The organism is Streptomyces phaeoluteigriseus (assembly GCF_001896135.2).
GTDB lineage: Bacteria > Actinomycetota > Actinomycetes > Streptomycetales > Streptomycetaceae > Streptomyces > Streptomyces phaeoluteigriseus.
In genome coordinates this window covers 932,761-950,812 of the sequence record NZ_MPOH02000011.1, presented here as the reverse complement: position 1 = coordinate 950,812, position 18,052 = coordinate 932,761, and the positions used below count along the sequence as shown (strand labels likewise).

General features: G+C 71.3%; 13 protein-coding genes and 5 pseudogenes. 8 read left to right on the top strand and 10 right to left on the bottom strand.

Features of this window, described 5'->3' with window-relative positions; translation table 11 throughout:
* The first annotated feature begins 99 nt into the window (after nucleotides 1-99).
* Nucleotides 100-1,476, top strand: coding sequence for an MFS transporter (locus BM536_RS15375; RefSeq protein WP_245873558.1), 1,377 nt, complete (start codon nucleotides 100-102; stop codon nucleotides 1,474-1,476).
* Nucleotides 1,477-1,544: 68 nt separating this feature from the next.
* Here BM536_RS15375 and BM536_RS15370 read toward each other — a convergent pair whose 3' ends face one another.
* On the bottom strand, nucleotides 1,545-2,360 hold the full coding sequence (locus tag BM536_RS15370; protein ID WP_073498611.1) for a GbsR/MarR family transcriptional regulator: 816 nt from the start codon (nucleotides 2,358-2,360) through the stop codon (nucleotides 1,545-1,547).
* Nucleotides 2,361-2,589: 229 nt separating this feature from the next.
* Between BM536_RS15370 and BM536_RS15365 the strand changes: the two genes are divergently transcribed.
* Together BM536_RS15365 and BM536_RS15360 are read left to right on the top strand one after the other, a co-directional pair.
* The gene (locus tag BM536_RS15365; protein ID WP_073498612.1) at nucleotides 2,590-3,255 is read left to right on the top strand and encodes a DUF4097 family beta strand repeat-containing protein; all 666 of its coding nucleotides are present in this window, start codon (nucleotides 2,590-2,592) and stop codon (nucleotides 3,253-3,255) included.
* Between the two features lie 167 nt (nucleotides 3,256-3,422).
* Nucleotides 3,423-3,599, top strand: a pseudogene (locus tag BM536_RS15360) (ATP-binding cassette domain-containing protein); the annotation flags it as partial.
* A 209-nt stretch (nucleotides 3,600-3,808) separates the two neighbouring features.
* Here the strand turns inward: BM536_RS15360 and BM536_RS15355 are convergent.
* The 6 genes and pseudogenes from BM536_RS15355 to BM536_RS15325 all read right to left on the bottom strand — a co-directional run bounded on the left by BM536_RS15355 (nucleotide 3,809) and on the right by BM536_RS15325 (nucleotide 13,059).
* Nucleotides 3,809-4,393, bottom strand: coding sequence for a flavin reductase family protein (locus BM536_RS15355; RefSeq protein ID WP_073499670.1), 585 nt, complete (start codon nucleotides 4,391-4,393; stop codon nucleotides 3,809-3,811).
* 134 nt (nucleotides 4,394-4,527) lie between these two features.
* Nucleotides 4,528-5,367, bottom strand: coding sequence for an enoyl-CoA hydratase/isomerase family protein (locus BM536_RS15350; RefSeq protein WP_094103130.1), 840 nt, complete (start codon nucleotides 5,365-5,367; stop codon nucleotides 4,528-4,530).
* A gap of 82 nt (nucleotides 5,368-5,449) precedes the next feature.
* Nucleotides 5,450-7,672, bottom strand: a pseudogene (locus BM536_RS15345) (acetate--CoA ligase family protein).
* A 176-nt stretch (nucleotides 7,673-7,848) separates the two neighbouring features.
* Nucleotides 7,849-9,353 (bottom strand): annotated as a pseudogene (locus BM536_RS15340) (flavin monoamine oxidase family protein).
* A gap of 644 nt (nucleotides 9,354-9,997) precedes the next feature.
* Complete coding sequence (locus BM536_RS15330) at nucleotides 9,998-11,191, bottom strand: flavin-containing monooxygenase (RefSeq protein WP_094103033.1); 1,194 nt, start codon at nucleotides 11,189-11,191, stop codon at nucleotides 9,998-10,000.
* Nucleotides 11,192-11,462: 271 nt separating this feature from the next.
* A pseudogene (locus tag BM536_RS15325) lies at nucleotides 11,463-13,059 on the bottom strand (subtype B tannase).
* Nucleotides 13,060-13,301: 242 nt separating this feature from the next.
* On the opposite strand from BM536_RS15325, the gene BM536_RS15320 reads away from it, so the two are divergent.
* Together BM536_RS15320 and BM536_RS15315 are read left to right on the top strand one after the other, a co-directional pair.
* Nucleotides 13,302-13,751 carry a DoxX family protein gene (locus BM536_RS15320; protein WP_073493743.1) on the top strand — a complete coding sequence of 150 codons (450 nt, stop codon included), beginning with the start codon at nucleotides 13,302-13,304 and terminating at the stop codon, nucleotides 13,749-13,751.
* 40 nt (nucleotides 13,752-13,791) lie between these two features.
* Complete coding sequence (locus BM536_RS15315; protein WP_073493741.1) at nucleotides 13,792-14,196, top strand: Zn-ribbon domain-containing OB-fold protein; 405 nt, start codon at nucleotides 13,792-13,794, stop codon at nucleotides 14,194-14,196.
* A gap of 328 nt (nucleotides 14,197-14,524) precedes the next feature.
* Here BM536_RS15315 and BM536_RS42835 read toward each other — a convergent pair whose 3' ends face one another.
* The gene (locus BM536_RS42835; protein WP_245873504.1) at nucleotides 14,525-14,989 is read right to left on the bottom strand and encodes a hypothetical protein; all 465 of its coding nucleotides are present in this window, start codon (nucleotides 14,987-14,989) and stop codon (nucleotides 14,525-14,527) included.
* Nucleotides 14,990-15,440: 451 nt separating this feature from the next.
* On the opposite strand from BM536_RS42835, the gene BM536_RS15300 reads away from it, so the two are divergent.
* Nucleotides 15,441-16,046 carry a GNAT family N-acetyltransferase gene (locus BM536_RS15300; protein WP_073493739.1) on the top strand — a complete coding sequence of 202 codons (606 nt, stop codon included), beginning with the start codon at nucleotides 15,441-15,443 and terminating at the stop codon, nucleotides 16,044-16,046.
* A gap of 126 nt (nucleotides 16,047-16,172) precedes the next feature.
* Here the strand turns inward: BM536_RS15300 and BM536_RS15295 are convergent.
* Nucleotides 16,173-16,274, bottom strand: a pseudogene (locus tag BM536_RS15295) (transposase); the annotation flags it as partial.
* Between the two features lie 355 nt (nucleotides 16,275-16,629).
* On the opposite strand from BM536_RS15295, the gene BM536_RS15290 reads away from it, so the two are divergent.
* Nucleotides 16,630-17,019 (top strand): SHOCT domain-containing protein, encoded by a 390-nt coding sequence (locus BM536_RS15290; protein WP_073493737.1) that lies wholly within the window; start codon nucleotides 16,630-16,632, stop codon nucleotides 17,017-17,019.
* Nucleotides 17,020-17,045: 26 nt separating this feature from the next.
* Nucleotides 17,046-17,333 carry a hypothetical protein gene (locus BM536_RS15285; protein WP_073493735.1) on the top strand — a complete coding sequence of 96 codons (288 nt, stop codon included), beginning with the start codon at nucleotides 17,046-17,048 and terminating at the stop codon, nucleotides 17,331-17,333.
* A gap of 29 nt (nucleotides 17,334-17,362) precedes the next feature.
* Here the strand turns inward: BM536_RS15285 and BM536_RS15280 are convergent, their stop codons facing one another.
* On the bottom strand, nucleotides 17,363-18,028 hold the full coding sequence (locus BM536_RS15280; protein ID WP_073493734.1) for a pyridoxine/pyridoxamine 5'-phosphate oxidase: 666 nt from the start codon (nucleotides 18,026-18,028) through the stop codon (nucleotides 17,363-17,365).
* Nucleotides 18,029-18,052 lie beyond the last annotated feature (24 nt).

Sequence of the window (18,052 nt, the reverse complement as noted above, 5' to 3'; positions counted from 1 at the left end):
GAGATCGCGGACCCGAAGCTCTATGACGTGACTCAGGCAGACGCGACTCAGGCAGACGTGCCCCGGACAGGCGGGCCCAAGGCGGACGCGGTGGCGGACATGGGGGCGGACGCGGTGGAATCCGTCGGTGGGGCGCCCCGCGCCGGGAGGCGGCGGCCGCGGATCCACCGGGCGTGGTTCGTCGCCGCCGTCACCTTCGTCACGATCATCGGTGCGGCGGCCTTCCGCTCCCTGCCCGGCCTGCTCATCGAGCCGCTGAACGAGGACTTCGGCTGGTCGCGCGGCACGATCGGCGCGGCCGTCTCGATCAACCTCGCCCTCTACGGGCTCACCGCGCCCTTCGCGGCGGCGCTGATGGACCGGTTCGGCATCCGCCGGGTGGTGGCCGTCGCGCTGACCGTGATCGCGATCGGCTCCGGCCTGACGGTGTGGATGACGGCGGCCTGGCAACTGCTGCTGTGCTGGGGCCTGCTGGTGGGCCTCGGCTCGGGCTCGATGGCGCTCGCCTTCGCCGCGACGGTCACCAACCGCTGGTTCACCGAACGTCGCGGCCTGGTCAGCGGCATCCTCACCGCGGCCTCCGCCTCCGGCCAGCTGGTCTTCCTGCCGCTGCTGTCCTGGATGATCACGCGGTACGACTGGCGCCCCGCGGCGGTGACGGTCGCTCTGGCCGCCCTCGCGGTCGTGCCCTTCGTCTGGCTGCTGCTGCGCGACCATCCGGCGGACGTCGGGCAGATGCCGTACGGGGCGAAGGAGTTCGTGCCCAAACCGCCCCCGGTGCGGGGCGCGGCGCGGCGCACGGTCGCGGTGCTGTTCTCGGCGGTGCGCACGGGGCCGTTCTGGCTGCTGGCCGGGACCTTCGCGATCTGCGGCGCCTCCACCAACGGCCTGATCCAGACCCACTTCGTGCCGGCCGCCCACGACCACCACATGCCCCTCACGGCGGCGGCCTCCCTGCTGGCGGTGATCGGCGTGTTCGACGTGGTCGGCACGATCGCCTCCGGCTGGCTCACGGACCGCTTCGAACCGCGCCGCCTGCTGGCGGTCTACTACGCACTCCGAGGCATCTCACTCCTCTTCCTGCCGATCCTGCTGGCCCCGACGGTGCACCCCCCGATGATCTTCTTCATCGTCTTCTACGGCCTCGACTGGGTCGCCACCGTCCCGCCCACCCTGGCCCTGTGCCGTGAGCACTACGGCGAGGACAGCGCCATCGTCTTCGGCTGGGTCCTCGCCTCCCACCAGGTCGGCGCGGCCCTGGTCGCCTTCCTCGGCGGAGTGGCCCGCGACACCTTCGGCTCGTACGACGTCGTCTGGTACGCCGCGGGAGCGCTGTGCGCGGCGGCGGCACTGATGGCCCTGGTCATCCGGCGCAGGCCCACGGTCCCTGGGGTGCCCGCCGGCCGGCCGCGGCCTGAGCCCGAGGAGGGGGTGGGGTGGGGTGGGGCCGTCCCCGCCGGGCGATGGCCGCGGTGACCGAACTCGGGGACTGAACTCGGTGGCTGGGCGAGGTGACTGAACGCGGTGACTGAACGCGGGGATGTCTATTCGTGGTCCGGGCGTTGTGTGCCGGTGCCGGTGCCGGTGCCGGTGCCGGTGCCGGTGCCGGTGCCGGTGGCGGGTGCGGTGTCGGTGCCGGTCGGGGGTGGTGCGGCCGACGTGTGGAGGATGTCGCGGGCCTGTTCGGCGGCGCGGGTGATGCTTTCGGTGACGAAGTCGAGGAAGCGGGCGACGTTCTCGAGGCGGTTGGCGGCGGGGGTGCGGGGGCCGAGGACCTTGGTGCCCTGGCGTGCGATGTCGACGATCTGGGCGGTGGAACGGGCGCTGGCGACCATGGACTGGTACCAGACGTCGTCGTCGACGATGTAGCGCTCGCGGCGGCGTTCGTCGCGCTCGCGGCGCACGAAGGCCTGGCTCTCCAGGAACGTGACCGCCTTCGAGATGGAGGCCGGGCTGACCTGGAGGCGCTGGGCGAGTTCGGCCGCGGTGAGACTGCCGCTGTCGGTGATGGTGAGGCAGGCCATGACCCGGGACATCATCTTGGGCATGCCCGAAGCCATCATGACGGTGGTGAACGTCTCCTCGAACGCGGCGACGGCCTCCATGTCGCGTCCGTCGACCGGCGAGGGCGCCTGCGTCCCGCGGGGCGCGGCGGGCCTGCGGCGGTGGGTGCGGTGCTCGGTCGCGCGGTGGGCGAGGTCGGCGCGGTAGCTGGTGGGGCCCCCGTTGCGCATCACCTCACGCGTGATCGTCGAGGTGGGGCGGTCGAGTTGCCGGGCGATCTCGGCGTAGGCGAGGCCGTCGGCCAGTCCCGACGCGATCTGCTGGCGTTCGGCCTGGGTGAGTCTGCCTCCCGGCATCACGGTCTCCCTCGTGCTTGTGGTGGTTCAGGTGCCTCAAGCATAGCGTTCACCTTCATTCTATTGCAACGACCGAGGCTTTCGTTGCGTTAACTTCGAACGCGGGTGCAACGATATTATCCATCTGAGCTGCTGTGATGTCGATTTGATGCAACGGGCTTGTTGTGTGATCAGTGAACGCAACGTAGCGTTTGCGATGTCAGAAACAGCAAGTCGCAGGGAGAGCGTGATGCAGAAGTTCGACACCCCCACCCCGATCTCCGCCGTCCTCGACATCCCCGCCGGACGCGTCCAGCTCATCGCGGCGGACCGCGCCGACACCACCGTCGAGGTTCTGCCGGTCGATCCCTCCAAGAGCCGCGACGCCAAGACCGCCGAGCAGACCACCGTCGTCTACGCCGACGGTGTCCTGCGGATCACGGCCTCGGCGCCCGGCAGTCGGCTGATCGGCCCCTCCGGTTCCGTGGAGGTCACGGTTCAACTGCCGGCCGGCTCCCGCGTCGAGGCCAAGGCCGCGAGCGCCGAGCTTCGCGGGGTGGGGCGCCTGGGCGAGGTCGTCTTCGACGGCGCCTACCGTCAGATCAAGATCGACGAGGCGGCGGGTGTCCGCCTCACCGCGATCGACGGCGACGTCGAGATCGGCCGGCTGGACGGCCCGTCGGAGATCAGCACCGCCCGCGGCGACATCCGCATCGCGGAGGCCGTACGCGGCACGGTCGTGCTCAGCACCCAGTCCGGCAACATCTCGATCGCCGCCGCCACCGGTGTCTCGGCCGCCCTGGACGCCGGCACCGGCTACGGCCGCATCAGCAACTCCCTCAAGAACGACGGCACCACCGAACTCGACATCCGCGCCACGGTCTCCCACGGCGACATCACGGCCCGGAGCCTGTGAGAACCCGGGCTGTGAGACTCCGCGGTCCACGAGGACTAGCGGTCCCTGAGACCCCGCGGTCCGTGAAGCCCGCCGTCTCTGAGACCCCGCAGTTCGTAAGAACCGACGGCTCGTGAGAACCCACTGCTTGCAAGAACCCCGCAGCCTGTAGAAGAGGAGCCCCCTTCATGACCAGCTTGGCGATCGCGGCGAACGGGCTGCGCAAGTCCTACGGCGACAAGGTCGTGCTCGACGGCGTCGACCTGGCCGTCCCCCAAGGAACGGTCTTCGCGTTGCTCGGTCCGAACGGGGCCGGCAAGACGACCGCCGTGAAGATCCTGTCCACGCTCATCACCGCGGACGCTGCATCGCCCTCTCCGCCCTCGGCTACCTCTGGTCCACCTCCCTCTTCAACCGCGACCCCAAGTAACCAGGACGACCATGGCGACACGGGCTCCCGCACCACGTCCGGCCTCAGGGCGGCGTACATCCGACACCGCGTCGGGTACGCCGCCCTGTCGGCGTTCCCGGCTTTGATCGCCGGAAGCACCGAGAACCGGAAGCACCGGAAGAACTAGACGAACCGCCCCCGGTGGAACAGCAGCGGCGCCTCGTCCCCGTCGGCCGCTCCCAGGGCGTTCACGCGGCCCACGACGATGAGGTGGTCACCGCCGGTGTGGACCGCGTGGATCGTGCAGTCCATCCACGCGAGGACGCCGGTGAGGCGGGGGGCGCCGGAGGTCGGGGCCTGGTCGTGGGCGACGCCCGCGAACTTGTCGGCGCCGCTGACGGCGAAGGCACGGCACAACTCGCGTTGGCCCGCGCCGAGGACGTTGACGCAGAAGACGCCCGCGGCGGCGATCCGCGGCCAGGTCGTGGACGTACGGCCGACCATGAAGGCGACGAGGGGTGGGTCGAGCGAGAGGGAGGAGAAGGACTGGCAGGCGAAGCCGGCGGGGGATTCGCCCGGGGCGGTGGCCGGTGCTGTCACAACGGTCAGCCCCGTCGCGAAGTTCCCCAGCACCCGCCGGAACTCCCCCTGATCGACCGGCGCCGGCTCGTCCTCACGGACGCAGCGCAACTCCGGGCGTGGCAGCGGCTCGACCGGCCCTGCCCGAAGATGCCGGACGGCCGCGGCCGCGGCGCCTGCGTGTCCCATCATGTCTCTCATTGAAACTGACGACACGTCAGATGGGAAGGGGTCGGGGCGTGGCGTGGAATCGGTCGGGGCGGCACGTACGACGGTGCTGTGGCTGTGGCTGTGCCTGTGCCTGTGCCTGTGGCTGAGCGCCGTCACCGGCCCCGGAACCGGGCCTCCCGTCGTTCCGCGAAGCTGGCCACGCCCTCCTGGGCGTCCTTCGTGGTCATGTTGATCTCCTGGGCGGCGGCCTCGGCGGCGAAGGCGGTGGCGCGGTCGGTGTCCAGGGACGTGTTGACGAGGTGCTTGGTCAGGGCGAGGGCTCGGGTGGGGCCGGCGGCGAGGCGGTCGGCCCAGGCGCGGGCCGTCTTCGCCAACTCGTCGGTGGGGACGACGCGGTTGACCAGGCCGAGGCGTTCGGCGTCCGCAGCCGTGAGCGCGTCGCCGAAGAACATCAGCTCCTTCGCCCGCTGCGGGCCGAGGAGCCGGGGGAGGAGGTAGGCCCCGCCGCCGTCGGGGACGAGTCCACGGCGGACGAACACCTCGATGAAGCGGGCCGGTTCGGCGGCCAGGACGAGATCGCAGGCGAGGGCGAGGTGCGCGCCGAGGCCGGCCGCCGTGCCGTTCACCGCGGCGATCACCGGCTTCTCGCAGTCGAGGACGGCTGCGATCAGGCGCTGAGCGCCGCGGCGGAGGGTGCGGGCGACGTCGCCGGGGATCCGTTCGCCCGTCGCTCCGCCGCCCCGCAGGTCGGCACCCGCACAGAAGCCGCGGCCCGTTCCGGTCAGGACGACCGCCCTCACCTCCGGGTCCGCGGAGGCCTCCGAAAAAAGTTCGATCAGCTGTTCACGCAGGTCAGGGGTGATGGCGTTGAGGAATTCGGGGCGGTTGAGGGTGAAGGTCGAGACGTGATTGTCAGTGGCGTGCCGTACCAATGACTCAACGGAATTTTCCGGCTTGTCGGTCAATGGAGACGCACGGGGGTAATCGGGCATGTTCATCTCATTCCGCTCGGTGGCAGCGGCAGTAGCGGCAGCAGCGGTGGTAGCTGTGGCGGCATCGGCATGCGGTCGTGGCTCAGCGGCACACCGCCAACGCGTCCAGGGCCACCGCCCCCTGTCCCGACGGCAGGACCACCAGGGGGTTGATGTCGAGTTCCGCGAGGTCGTTCCCCAGCTCCAGCGCCATGCGTTGCACCCGCAGGACGACTTCCACCAGCGCGTCCAGGTCGGCCGGTGGGCGCCCCCTGACCCCGTCCAACAGGGGCCGCCCGCGCAGTTGGGCGAGCATGTCGCGGGCCTGCTCCTCCCCGAAGGGAGGCACGCCCACGGCCACGTCCCCCAGGACCTCCACCAGGACCCCGCCCAGCCCGACCGTCACCGTCGGCCCGAACAGCTCGTCGTGCGTGACGCCCACGACCATCTCCACGCCCGGCTCGACCATCTGGCACACCAGGACGCCGTCCAGGTCGACGCCCTCGTAGCGGGCGATGTCGGTCAGCTCGCGGTAGGCGTCGCGGACCTGGCTCGCGGAGGTGAGGCCGACCTTGACCAGGCCCAGTTCGGTCTTGTGGGCGATGCGCTCGCCGGACGCCTTCATCACCACCGGGTAGCCGACCAGCCCGGCCGCCCGCACGGCCGCCGCCGCGCTGGTCACCAACTGCTCGCGCGGCACCCGGATCCCGTACGCCCGCAGCAACTGCTTGGCCGCGTGCTCGCTCAGCTGCTGACCTGGGTGCATCAGCATCCTCGCCTTGCGGCTGGACGGCGACAGGGTGCGGGGGGCCTCGTCGAAGGGGGAGCGGTAGGCCGCCGCGAAGCGGTGGTGGCCGAGGTAGGCGCGCACGGCGGTCAGGCAGTTGCCGACCGTGCGGAAGGTCGCCACGCGGGAGGAGCCGAGCAGTACGTCCCGGTACGCGGGCTCGGTGCCGACGGCGACCCCCACACCACGCACACCAGCTTGTCCGTCCGCTCGGCCGCGTCCACCAGGTCCCGCACGAGCCGGTCGCTCAGCGGGGGGAACGGGCCGCTGATCGGACAGATCAGGACGCCGACCTCCGGGTCGTCCAGAATCGCGTCGATGATCTTCCGGCCACGCCAGTCGCCGACGGGATGACCGCCGTTGTCGACCGGGTTGGCGACGTTCAGGTACGCGGGTATCCACTGGTGCAGCTCCGCCTGCCGGGCCGCGGACAGTTCGGGGAGCCGCAGTCCGGCCGCCGTCGCCAGGTCGGCGACATGTGCGCCGGTGCCGCCCGAGATCGCGTAGACGACGACCCCCTCCGCGCGCGGCGGCCTGGCCCGGGCCAGCAGGGTGGCCGTGTCCTGGAGCTCGTCGAGTCCGTCGACGCGAATCACGCCGTACTGGCGCATCGCCGCGTCCACCACGTCGTCCGCTCCGGTCAGCTTGCCGGTGTGGGTGGCGGCGGTGCGGGCGCCGGCCTCGGTGCGGCCGACCTTGACGGCGACGACCGGCACTCCGCGGCGGGCGGCCCGGTCGGCGGCGAGCAGAAAGGCCCTGCCGTCCTTCAGGCCCTCGACGTAACAGGCGATGGCGCCGACCTCGGGGCGTTCGGCGAAGTAGGAGAGGAAGTCGGCGGTCTCCAGATCGGCCTCGTTGCCGGTCGGCGCCCAGTGGGAGAGGCGGATGCCGAGTTCCTGGAGGGCGAACACCGGGCGGCCCTGGTGGCCGGACTGGGTGATCAGCGCGATCGCGGGCCCTTCGAGATCGTCGCGGAAGTGCTCGAAGGCGTTGAGGTTGGTGTTGGGACCCAGCAGCCGAATCCCCGAGCGGGCCACGGCCGCCGCCAGCCGCTCCTGGGCCGCCGCACCCTGGTCGCCGGTCTCCGCGAAGCCGGAGGCGAAGACGACGGCGAACTTCACCTTCGCCTCGGCGAGTTCGTCGATCACCGGCAGCGGGTCGGCGACCAGCAGCACCGCCAGGTCGACCGGTTCGGGCAGGTCGGCGACGGACGGGCGGCAGGGTATGCCGAAGACGGCGGTGCGGGTGGGGTGCACCGGGTGCAGCCGCGCCCCCACCCGCTCGGCCCAGCCCACCAGCTGGCGTGTGACACCGGTGTTCGGGCGTCCTTCGGCGTCGGAGGCGCCGATCACCGCGACCGACGCGGGCCGGAAGAGCCGGTCCAGATCGGGGACCTCGGCATACAGGGGGCGTCCGCTGACGTCCCGGTCGTCCGCATCGGCGGCCGGCCGTGGACGGCGGCCCGGGTCGCTCGTCGCACGCGAGAACCCGGGCCCGGCGGGAGTCGGTGGTGAGGGTGCCGTGGGTTGATCCAAGCATCGGTCCGCCCCGCTCCTCTGTGACTGACTGGTAACTGACGCTCTGTCAGATTACATAACTGACGGGATGTCAGGAATGGGTGTGCACGGAGGATGTGCACCGGAGGAGGGAGTCGGCCGAGCCGGGGACCGTGGGAGGAGCGGCTCCGGGCCGTGTCCGGCGGGCCGGGGCGGTGGCTACAGCGCGGCCAGCACCTCCTTCGCGACCCGTTCACCCGAGCGCACGGCGCCGTCCATGAAGCCCATCCAGTGGATGGAGGTTTCGGTGCCGGCCCAGTGGATGCCGCCCACGGGCTCGCGCAGGGCCGGACCGTACTGGGTCAGGACGCCGGGCGCGGCGATGGAGACGGGGCCGCCGCGGGTGTACGCCTCGTTGTTCCAACGCTGGAGGACGAAGGAGGTGGGGGTTTTGGCCCGGTCGCCGAAGTAGGTGGCGAAGTCCGCGAGGACGGCCGCCTTCACGGTGTCGGCCGGGGCCGCGTCCAGCGCGCGCATCTTGTCGGCCTCGATGAAGCCCATCAGCGCGCCGTAGGAGGCGTCGGGCGGGGAGTTGTCGAAGGTGGAGCTGACCGCTCCGGTGTCGCTGACGACCTGGCCGTTGAGGCCGTCGGCCCGCCAGAAGGGGGTGTCGTAGAGGGCGATCGCCTTGCCGACGGAGGCCATCGGCAGGCGCTGGGTGAGCTGGTCGCGGCGGCCGGGAGGAGGGGATCGTAGGAGATACGGGCGGCGAGCGGCGGGGGTACGGCGACCACGACCCGCTCGGCGGTGACGGTGACGCCGTCGGCCGTGACGACGTACGAGCTGCCGGACCGGGTGATCGTGCGCACCGGGGCGTTCAGCACGACGCGGTCGCCGAGCGTGGCGGCCAGCTTGATCGGCACCAGCTGGGAGCCGCCGACGAAGCGCAGTTCCTGGGCGCCGTTCGCGGTCTCGGTGAGGCGTTCCAGGGTGCCGGGGGTCTGCTCGTTGCCGGCGGCGGCGATGTAGAAGAGGACGAACAGGAGGGAGAGTTCGCGGGGTTCGGCCGAGAAGATCGAGGTGCAGGCCACGTCGAGGAGGAACTTGGCCGACGGGATCACGGCGTTGGCCCGCAGCCAGGACTCGAACGTCTGCCGGTCCCACTCGGCGGCCTTGGCGGCGGTCCAGGGGGCGTCGACCGGCACCTGCTTGGCCATGTCGTCCAGCGAGGCCTGGACGATCGCCGCGTTGGCCAGTCCGGCCGCGTCGACCGGCGGGACCGAGCCGAGCAGGCCGTCGGTGGCGTACGCGGTCTTCCTGCCGTCCTTGTACAGCAGGTTCTTCCCGGTGTTGTAGGTGGCGAAGGTGGCCACGCCCAGGGAGTCGGCGAGCGCCTTGATGCGGTCCTGGGTGGGGCCGATGAACTCGCCGCCGCCCTCGGTGACCCCGCCGTTCGGGAGGGCCAGGCCGAGCACCCGGCCGCCGACCCGGCCCCGGGCCTCCAGGACGGCCACCGTCCGCCCGGCCGCGACGAGATCACGTGCCGCGGTGAGTCCGGCGAGGCCACCGCCGACGATCACCACGTCCACGGTCCGCGAGGCCGCGGCGGTCGCCGCGGAGGCGGTACCCGTGGCGGTCGCGGCCAGGGTGCCGGCCCCGGCGAGGGCGGCGGTGCCGCCGAGCAGGGAGCGGCGGGAGAGGGGGAGCTGTCTTCCACGTGCCACGTGCGTCCTCCGTCGTGCTTCGAGCGCTTCGAGAGCGAGAGGGGTGGATGGGAGTGGGTCGACCTGAAAGGTGAACAGGGCTCACATTCTGGGGGTGAGCGGGGGCGCGGGACAACGCTCCGGGAGCGGTGGGCATGAGTAACTGGCTTGAGTTCGGTGCCCGTTGCGGCCCGGGCGCTGCTCGGAATCGACGCAAAGGGGCTGTATCGGCCGGGCGCGCTGTCGTGATCGCTTCACCTGAGGGAGAGATCCTCCGGCTCCTCGGTACTCCGGCTCCCCGCCCCCCCCCGGATCCCGGGGCTCCCTGGGCTCCCCCCCTGGCTCCCTCAGAACCAGTGCGACGTCTCGGGTGTGGAGAGCGAGGGCACGGTCACCGTCGAGGCATCCGCCGCCGGGTGCCGGGCGATGACGGCCGGCCGCGGCCCGGCAGCGGAGGCGGAGGTGGGAGCGGAGGTGGGAGCGGAGGTGGGAGCGGAGGTGGAGGTGGGAGCGGAGGTGGAGGGCGAAGCGGACGCAGAGGCGGAACCGGACCGCAACCGGGGGAGTAGAGGACCACCCCCGGTACCGTCAGCCGTCAGCCGTCAGCCGTCAGCCGTCAGCCGTCAGCCGTCAGCCGTCAGCCGTCAGCCGTCAGCCCTCGGCCCTCAGTTCCGCGCCAGCTCCCGGCGTACCGCCTTGGCGATGCGTCCCGCGTCGATCGACAGTTCGCGGAGGGTGCCGCTGATGGGGGTGGTGAAGCCGGTGAAGTAGAGGCCGGGGGCGGCGGCCGGGGAGTGGGGCCCGTGGGCGGTCGGTCTGCCTCGGGGGTCGAGGACGTCGAGGTGGCCGACCAGGTCTTCCAGGGCGCGGGCGTATCCGGTGGCGGCGATCACGGCGTCGGGCCGGACGCGGGTGCCGTCGGCGAGGACGACCTTGCCGTCCTCGAAGCCGTCCACGGCGGCCACGATCTCGACCCTCCCCTTGCGCACGGCGTCGATCAGGCCGACGTCCTGCACCGGGATCGCCCCTTCGCGGACCCGGGTGTAGAGCCCGGTGTCGGGGCGCGGCAACCCCTGCGCCGACAGGTCCGGCAGGCTCACCTTGGCCAGTACCCGGCAGATCCGGTCGACGAGGCCTACGGGGAGCCGCCGTACGAGGATGCCGCTGTACTGGGCGGGCCAGCCGGCGGTGGAGCGGCGCACGATGTGCGGGACGGTGCGCACGGCCAGCCGTACCCGCCCGGCGCCGCTCTCCACGAGGTCGACGGCTATCTCGGCACCGGTGTTGCCGACGCCGACGACGAGGACGTCCCGGCCCGCGTAGGGGGTGCCGTTGCGGTAGGCGGAGGCGTGGGTCAGTTCGCCGGTGAAGGTGGATCGGCCGGGCCAGTCCGGCAGGGCCGGGGTGTGGTTGTAGCCGGTGGCGACGACGACCGCCGCGCCGGTCAGCTCGCGTCCGCCGGAGGCGTGCAGCAGCCAGCCGGTGCCGTCGGGGGTCCGTTCGACGCGGGAGACCTCGACGCCGGTGACGACCTCCAGCTCGTGGTGCTCGGCGTACTTCTCCAGGTACCGCACCATGTCGTCGCGGGCCACCCATCGTCCGAAGCGGCGGGGCATCGGCAGGCCGGGCAGGGCCGAGCGGCGCCGGGTGGTGTGCAGGTGCAGCCGGTCGTAGTGACGCCGCCAGGACGCGCCGACCCGGTCGGACTTCTCCACCACGACGGCACGTATCCCCTGGGCGCGCAGCGCGTACGCGGTGGCGAGGCCGCCGGGGCCGCCGCCGATGACGTAGACCGGTCGGCCGGCCGGGTTGGCGGCGGTGCTCGCGGAGGGGTGGGGCGTCGGTGCGGAGTCTTCCATGAGCGCGAGCGTAATCACGCACGGCTTTGATGGGTCTCGGTCAAGACCGGAATTGGTTGCGGATCGATCACGCCTGCACGAGTGGTGTGTGCGGTTGGCGAGGTAGGCCACCTGGTTGCGGACAATGTGTGCTCACCTGGTCGTGCACATGCCTCGACGCCGGGCCCAGGTGCGGCCGGGCCGCGTGCGAGGGGACGGCGTCGATTCTTATGACGGGAAACGGACGCCGCCGTTCAGGGGGTGGCCCGGCGGTGGGGTCACCCGGCGAGGGCTACTTGGCGGCCTTGTGCCCCGTCACCTTGGCGATCCACTGGATGAAGTCGCCCGGGTCGGTGTTGGCGCCGTGGCCCTGGTCCCAGTAGTAGAGGTGGTTCACGTCGTCGCCGAGGCGGCCGCGGCGGCGGCGAGGTTGGCGGAGACCGTCAGCGAGGTGTCGGAGTCCTTGGTGCCGAGCCGGATCCACCAGTGCTTGCTGCGGCCCGAGTTGGGCTTGTCGACCAGGTGGTACATCGGGTTCATCAGCCGCAGCAGCTCGGGGATGTCGCTGTCGAGCCGCTTGTTGGTGAGACCGGTCGTGTCGTTCTTCTGGCCGTACGCCGTGAAGTGCCGGGCGATCGTGGTGCCCGCGCCGAACTCGTTGTTCTCGCCCGTCGACAGGTCGAAGGCGTCGAACGACGGGACGTTCTTCTTGCGGGCGCGACGTGGGTGAGGAAGTCGGCCCAGGAGAAGGAGGCCTTGCCGTTCTTCCAGGTGATGAACGTGTTGGCGGCGAGGTACGTCGCCCGCGCCGAGTCCGACAGGCCGGCGAGGTAGGTGGTGGCCGACGGCTCCAGGTACTGCTTGACCAGGTACTCGTCGTAGTTGCGCGCGGTGAGCGTGCCGAAGCCGCGCAGGCCCTTGAGCTTCAGGGTGGCCTGGTACTCCGCGAACTGCGCCCGCAGCTCCTTCGACACCGCCTGGTCGACGACCGTACCGGCGGAGGTGGCGTTGGTGCCCCAGTTCCACTCGTAGGAGCCGTCGGCGTGCTCCAGGTCGGTGATCGGGCACCAGGCACCGGTCGCGAAGATCGCGTCGGAGGCGTCGGCCGCGCCGATCTCCTTGAGGTACGAGGCGTAGATCGGGCTGTCGCCGGACGCGCCGAGCAGCGAGGACAGGGCGCCGCCCGCGCTGGTGCCGGCGGAGACGATGCGGTCGGTGTTGCCGGGGATGCGGCCCTTGTTGGCGCGCACGTACCGGACGGCGGCCTTGAGGTCGACGATCGCGGCGGGGGCGACGCCGTAGTACTCGCCGGCGGAGTTCTTGAGGGTACGGCCGCGGGCGCCGGGCTCGACGACGACGTACCCGGCGGCCAGGGCCAGCAGCTGGTTGGTGCTCAGGGCGCCGCCGGTGGGGTTGGTGTCGCCGGTCGCGTTGGAGGCGGAGGGGCTGGGCGCGGCGGTCGGGGCGGCCGAGCCGCTGGGCGCGCCGCCACCACCCATGGGTCCGCCGGAGCCGCCGCCGATCCCCGTCGCGTCCGCGACCGAGGACGGCATGTAACCGCCGACGGAGTTCGCGAACAGGATCGGCGCGTCGGTGGCGTCCACCGCGGTGCCGTCGACCTTCACCGGGACGCTGACGTTGAGGCTCTGGTACTTCTCGTCCACCGGCTTGGCGACGTAGGTGATCGCCTTCCAGAAGTGGTAGGTCACCGAGTGCTCCGTGCCCGCGGTGTCCGTGACGGTGGTCGTCAGCTCGGTGTAGGCGTCCGGGTCGAAGGCCAGGGCGCCCAGGTCGGACCCGGCCGAGGACGAGGTCGCGCTCGACGACGCCCGGGCGCTGAGGGCGAGGCCGCCCACCGCCGCGACGCCGGCAGTGGCCCCGATGCCCATGACGACCGACCTGCGCTTGACTGCCCTGTGCTTCACGGTTCGACTCCCTCGATGCGGGTGGCTTGCACGAGCGAACGTATCCAGATTGGCGACGAAATTGCCAACAATCTGTGCCACTTCATGGGGGATGCACAGATTCACCGCGGGGGCACAGCTCTCTCATGGGGGCTCGCCGGAAGGTCGCTGGAGGGTGGCTGCTCGCGGTCTTCCCGGTCCGCTCTGTCTGACGTACCGTCAGATCCATGGACACGATCTGGCTCACCGGCGCGCAATGGCTGGCCGTGCTGCGGATCGGGCTCGGCCTGTGGTGGCTGGAGAGCTGGCGGCACAAGGACAGGGAGGGCTGGTTCGAGCGCGGTACCGGAATCGCGTGGGCGGCGGGCATCGCGGCGGAGCACCGCTGGAGCGCCGTACGGTCCGGCTTCCAGGCGGTGGTGGCACCGAGGCCGCGTGCGATGGCGTACGTCGTCGTGTACGCGGAGCTTGCGCTCGGCCTGGGCCTCGTGGCCGGGTTCCTCACCCCGATCGCCCTGGTGGGAGGTCTGCTGCTGAACCTCCTCTACTTCACCCTCATGATCCACGACTGGGCCGAGCAGGGGCAGAACGCGATGATGGCGCTGATCTCGGTGGTCGCGCTGTTCGGGATGGCCTGGCAGAGCTGGTCGCTGGACGGCACGCTGGGGTGGTTCTGATGGGCGGCTCCGACGAGGCGGCTCTGCCGCGGTGCCTCCGATGACCTCGCGGTACGACGTCCCGGAGACCGATGCCTTCACGCGCGCGTACTGGGAGGCGGCGGCCGGGGGCCGGCTGCTGATCCGACGCTGCCGGGCGTGCGGGCGGGCTCACCACTACCCGCGCGAATTCTGCCCCCACTGCTGGAGCGAGGACGTGCGCTGGGAGGAGGCGAGCGGCCGGGCGAGGCTCTACACCTGGTCGGTCGTCCACCGCAACGACCTGCCCCCCTTCGGCGAGCGAACGCCGTACGTCGCCGCCGTCGTCGACCTCGCGGAGGGCCCGCGCATGGCGACGGAACTCGTGGGCGGGGGCGAGCCACGGGCGGGTGCGGAGCTGGCGGTGGCGTTCCCGGAGGGGGTACCGGTGTTCCGGCTCGCCCTCCGGGCGGGCGGGCGACCCTGATCGGCGTCGGCCGCCCGCCGGCAGGGCGGCCCGGCGTGGTCCCCCGTGACGGCTGGAGCGCGTCGAGCTTTCCTCGGCCCGCCGACGTGGGAGCGAGGTCCTGCCGCGGGGGAGTGCCCGCCCCGGAGGAGGGCCGCTCCCGGTGGACGAAGACGGCGGGCACGGGATACCTGCCCCGGGGGAGGGCTGCTCCCGGTGGACGAAGACGGCGGGCACGGGAGTACCTGCCCCGGGGGAGGGCCGCTCCCGGTGGACGAAGACGGCGGGCGCCGCGATCGGTACGGGCGGGAGCGGCCGGGCTCCTCGAGGTCGCTGTCCCGCGCGGGCCCTAGTCCCAGCCGCCCAGCAGGCCGGAGTTGGCCTGGGCGTTGCAGATGTTGTAGCCGCCGGCCGCGTGAGCCTTCTCGGTGTGACCGTCGACGGTGACGGAGCAGTTGATGTCTCCGGAGCCCTGCAGCTGAGCGGTCACCGTGTAGTAGAGCGCGTCGTCGTTCAGGGGCAGGGTGGCCTCGAACCTGCCGTCCTTCCACTTCCCCTGTCGGCTGTCGCTGTCCGATCCGTAGGTGATGTCCATGGGACCCAGGGCGCCGGCGGGGGCGGTGCCCCACACCTTGAAGACGACGACCTTCGCCTTCTCCTCCTTGGGCTCAGCGGTCTTGGCCGACTTGTCGCCGGGGTCCGCCTCGGCGGTCGGCCGTTCGTTCGCGGAGGTGGAGGCCGCCGGCTGGTCGTTGGAGTCGCCGGACTCGTCGCCGGTGCCCCCGCCGGCGATCGCGCTGATGACGCCCCCCACGACGAACAGTCCGATGACACCCGCGCAGCCCAGACCGATGATCTTTCCGGTGCTGGACTTCTTCGGCGGCAGCGGCTGGAACGGCGGGCCGTTGTGACCGGGCGGAGTCGGGGCGCGCCCCAGCCGGGCTGCTGCGGGTTCGGCTGCTGCGGGTACTGCTGACTCACGGGGCCCCCTGGGGTGTCCACTTGCGGTGTCTATGACGTGCAGGTGGGTGACCGGTGAGGTAGCCGCGTGGTTGTCGCAGGTCGGTGGGATTCACCCGAGAGTGGTCGATTCCGGCAACGTGTACGCATCTCTCGAACGCCAGAGCTACCCGTGGACGGTCCGCCCTCCCCGTGCCTAGGCCGGACCGGACGCCACGCACCCGGTGAGCCGCACCTGCCCCGCGAGACGCCGGCGGGCCGATGATCCGACGCCTGTCCGGAAGCGGCCGGTGTTCAATGGCGGGATGACCGATGTCCAGGAGCCGTACGCCGGCCCGCCCGCCCCCGTGCTCGACGGCCACGGCATCAGTCTGCGGGTCTGGGACCCCGAGTCCGCCGTCGATGTCGACGCGTGGCTGCGCGGGCATGTCGACCCCGAGTTCCTGCGCTGGAACACCCCGCTGCGGGACATCACGGACACCGCCGGTGCGCGGGAGTCGCTGCGGGCCAGGGCGGCGGCCATGGCGGCGGGGACCGCCGTGACCTTCTGCGTCACGGACGCGGCGGACGGGACGATCCTCGGGCAGATCGGCCTGAACGCCGTCGACCACGTCCAGAGTTCCGCCGGTGTCGGCTACTGGGTGCTGCCCGAGGCGCGCGGCCGAGGCGTGGCCGCCCGGTCCCTGCGGCTGGCCACGAACTGGTTCTTCACCGAAATCGGTCTCCACCGCCTGAAGTTGGGCCACGCCGTCGGCCACGACGCGTCCTGCCGGATCGCCGAGCGCTGCGGGTTCCGCTACGAGGGAACCCAGCGCGGCGCGATGTGGGAGGCCGGCCGCCGGGACGCCTGGCGCGACGTCCACTGCCACGCCCGCCTCGCGACGGACCCCGACCCGGCCGGGCCCGGGTGACCTGGTGGGCTCCGCGATCCATCCCTTGTTCTTCGCAGGGAATCCTGGCCTTCAGGCCGGGCGGGAATGCGATTCTCGGTCTGGAGGCGCGAAGCGCCGGAGATCGCTACGCCTGTGTGGTGACGGTCATGCCGGGCGCTTCTGGTGCTCGATGTAGTCCTTGATGATGCTCAGCGGTGCGCCGCCGCAGGACCCCGCGAAATACGACGGGGACCAGAACACCGAGCGTGCGGGAGGTCGGCCCACAGGACGTGTTCCAGCTCGTGCAGACCGACGAGGAACCAGAAGGCCGCGAGCGAGCGACACCGGGATTCCGATGAGAGCACGAGGGCGAGTGCTGTCAGATAGCCGGGGGGCCCGCAATATGTCCCGCACCCGGTCCGCCTCCCCGGGCTGCTTTCCGTCGACGGACGGATCGGGGGCTCGGTTCCTCCATCGGATTCCGTCTGCTTCCGCTGGCTCCGTTGCTTTCCCTCCGCCGACTTTCTCGCGGATGCACGAGATACGCCAACGCTGGTTGCACATGCCGGTTCACTGGTCCGGCTGTATGAATGAGGTAGCACATCCGTGATCGGAGGGAACGATGGACGACTATCCGCTTCTCAACCTGTTCTGGACGATGCTGTGGCTATTCCTTTGGGTCATGTGGTTCTTCCTGCTGTTCAAGGTCGTCACGGACATCTTCCGGGACCACTCGCTCAGTGGCTGGGCCAAAGCGGGATGGCTCGTGTTCGTGCTCGTCCTGCCCTACCTCGGAGTCCTCGTGTATCTCGGTGTCCGCGGTAGGAGCATGGCCGAAAGGGACGTGAAGCAGGCCCGGGAGCAGGAGGAGGCCGTCCGTCAGTACATCCAGAGGACGGCGGGATCCGGGAGCGGTTCGGTGGACGAGTTGCACAAGCTCTCCACGCTCCGGGACAAGGGTGACCTTTCCCAGGAGGAATTCGAGAAAGCCAAGACCAAGCTGCTGGCCTAGGAATTCCCGTGACGGAGAGGCAGTCCATGGCTCAGACCGGCGCAGACCACAAGGCGCACACGCCGTTCCTGTCCCGCCCCGGTGTTCGTCGCCTCGCACCGTTCGTCCTGATCAGCGCGATCGCCCTGGTCTTCATCTTCGAGAACCGCAAGAGCGTCGAGATCCGCCTGCTCATCCCCGTCGTGCACATGCCGATGTGGGGTGCCCTTCTGATCGCCTGGGCCCTCGGCGTTCTCGCCTGCGCACTCACCGTGCGCCGCCGGTCGAACCGGCACTCACGACGACCGGACGGCAGGACGGATCTCAGAAAATGATCTCGGCTCCCGTCCACTGAAACCATGCCTCACGGCCACAGCAACTCCTGCGTCCAGCCCTCCTCCCGCCGCCGGTAGGCCACCCGCACGTGCCGCCGCCGTGCGTCACCCTGGAAGAACTCCACCTCGTGCGGGCGGAGTCGGTACAGAGTCCAGGTCGGGGACTCGGCGGCCGGGTTCGAGCCGGCTTCGTCCCAGGCGGCGGACGACGCGGTCGCCAGGGTCTCCAGTGAGGGCAGGGTCTCGCTCTGGTGTCCGGTGAGCGCGGCGGCGAGTGCTCCCGTCGAGCGGGCGTGCAGATCGGCCCGGGCCTCGGACGCGGGGGCGACGGCCACCGGGCCGCGCAGGCGGACCTGGCGGCCCAGTGCGGGCCAGTAGAAGGTGAGCGCCGCGAACGGGCGGGCGGCGAGCTGGCGGCCCTTGCGGCTGGTCGCGTGGGTCGCGAAGGACCAGCCGTCCGCGTCGGCGCCGTGCAGCATGACGATCCGTGCGTCGGGCAGGCCGGCGTCGTCCGCCGTCGACAGGGTCGTGGTGTGCGGCTCGCGCTCGCCCGCCGCGACCGCCTCGGCGAACCAGGACGTGAACAGTGCCAGCGGCTCGGCGGGAGCCGCCACCGGGTCGAAGGGCGGCAGCTCGGTCACCTCCGGGTCCCACACCCGCAGCGACCTCAGCAGCTCGTGAAGATCCGTTCCCATGCTCCGAGTATCGGTCAGGGCAGC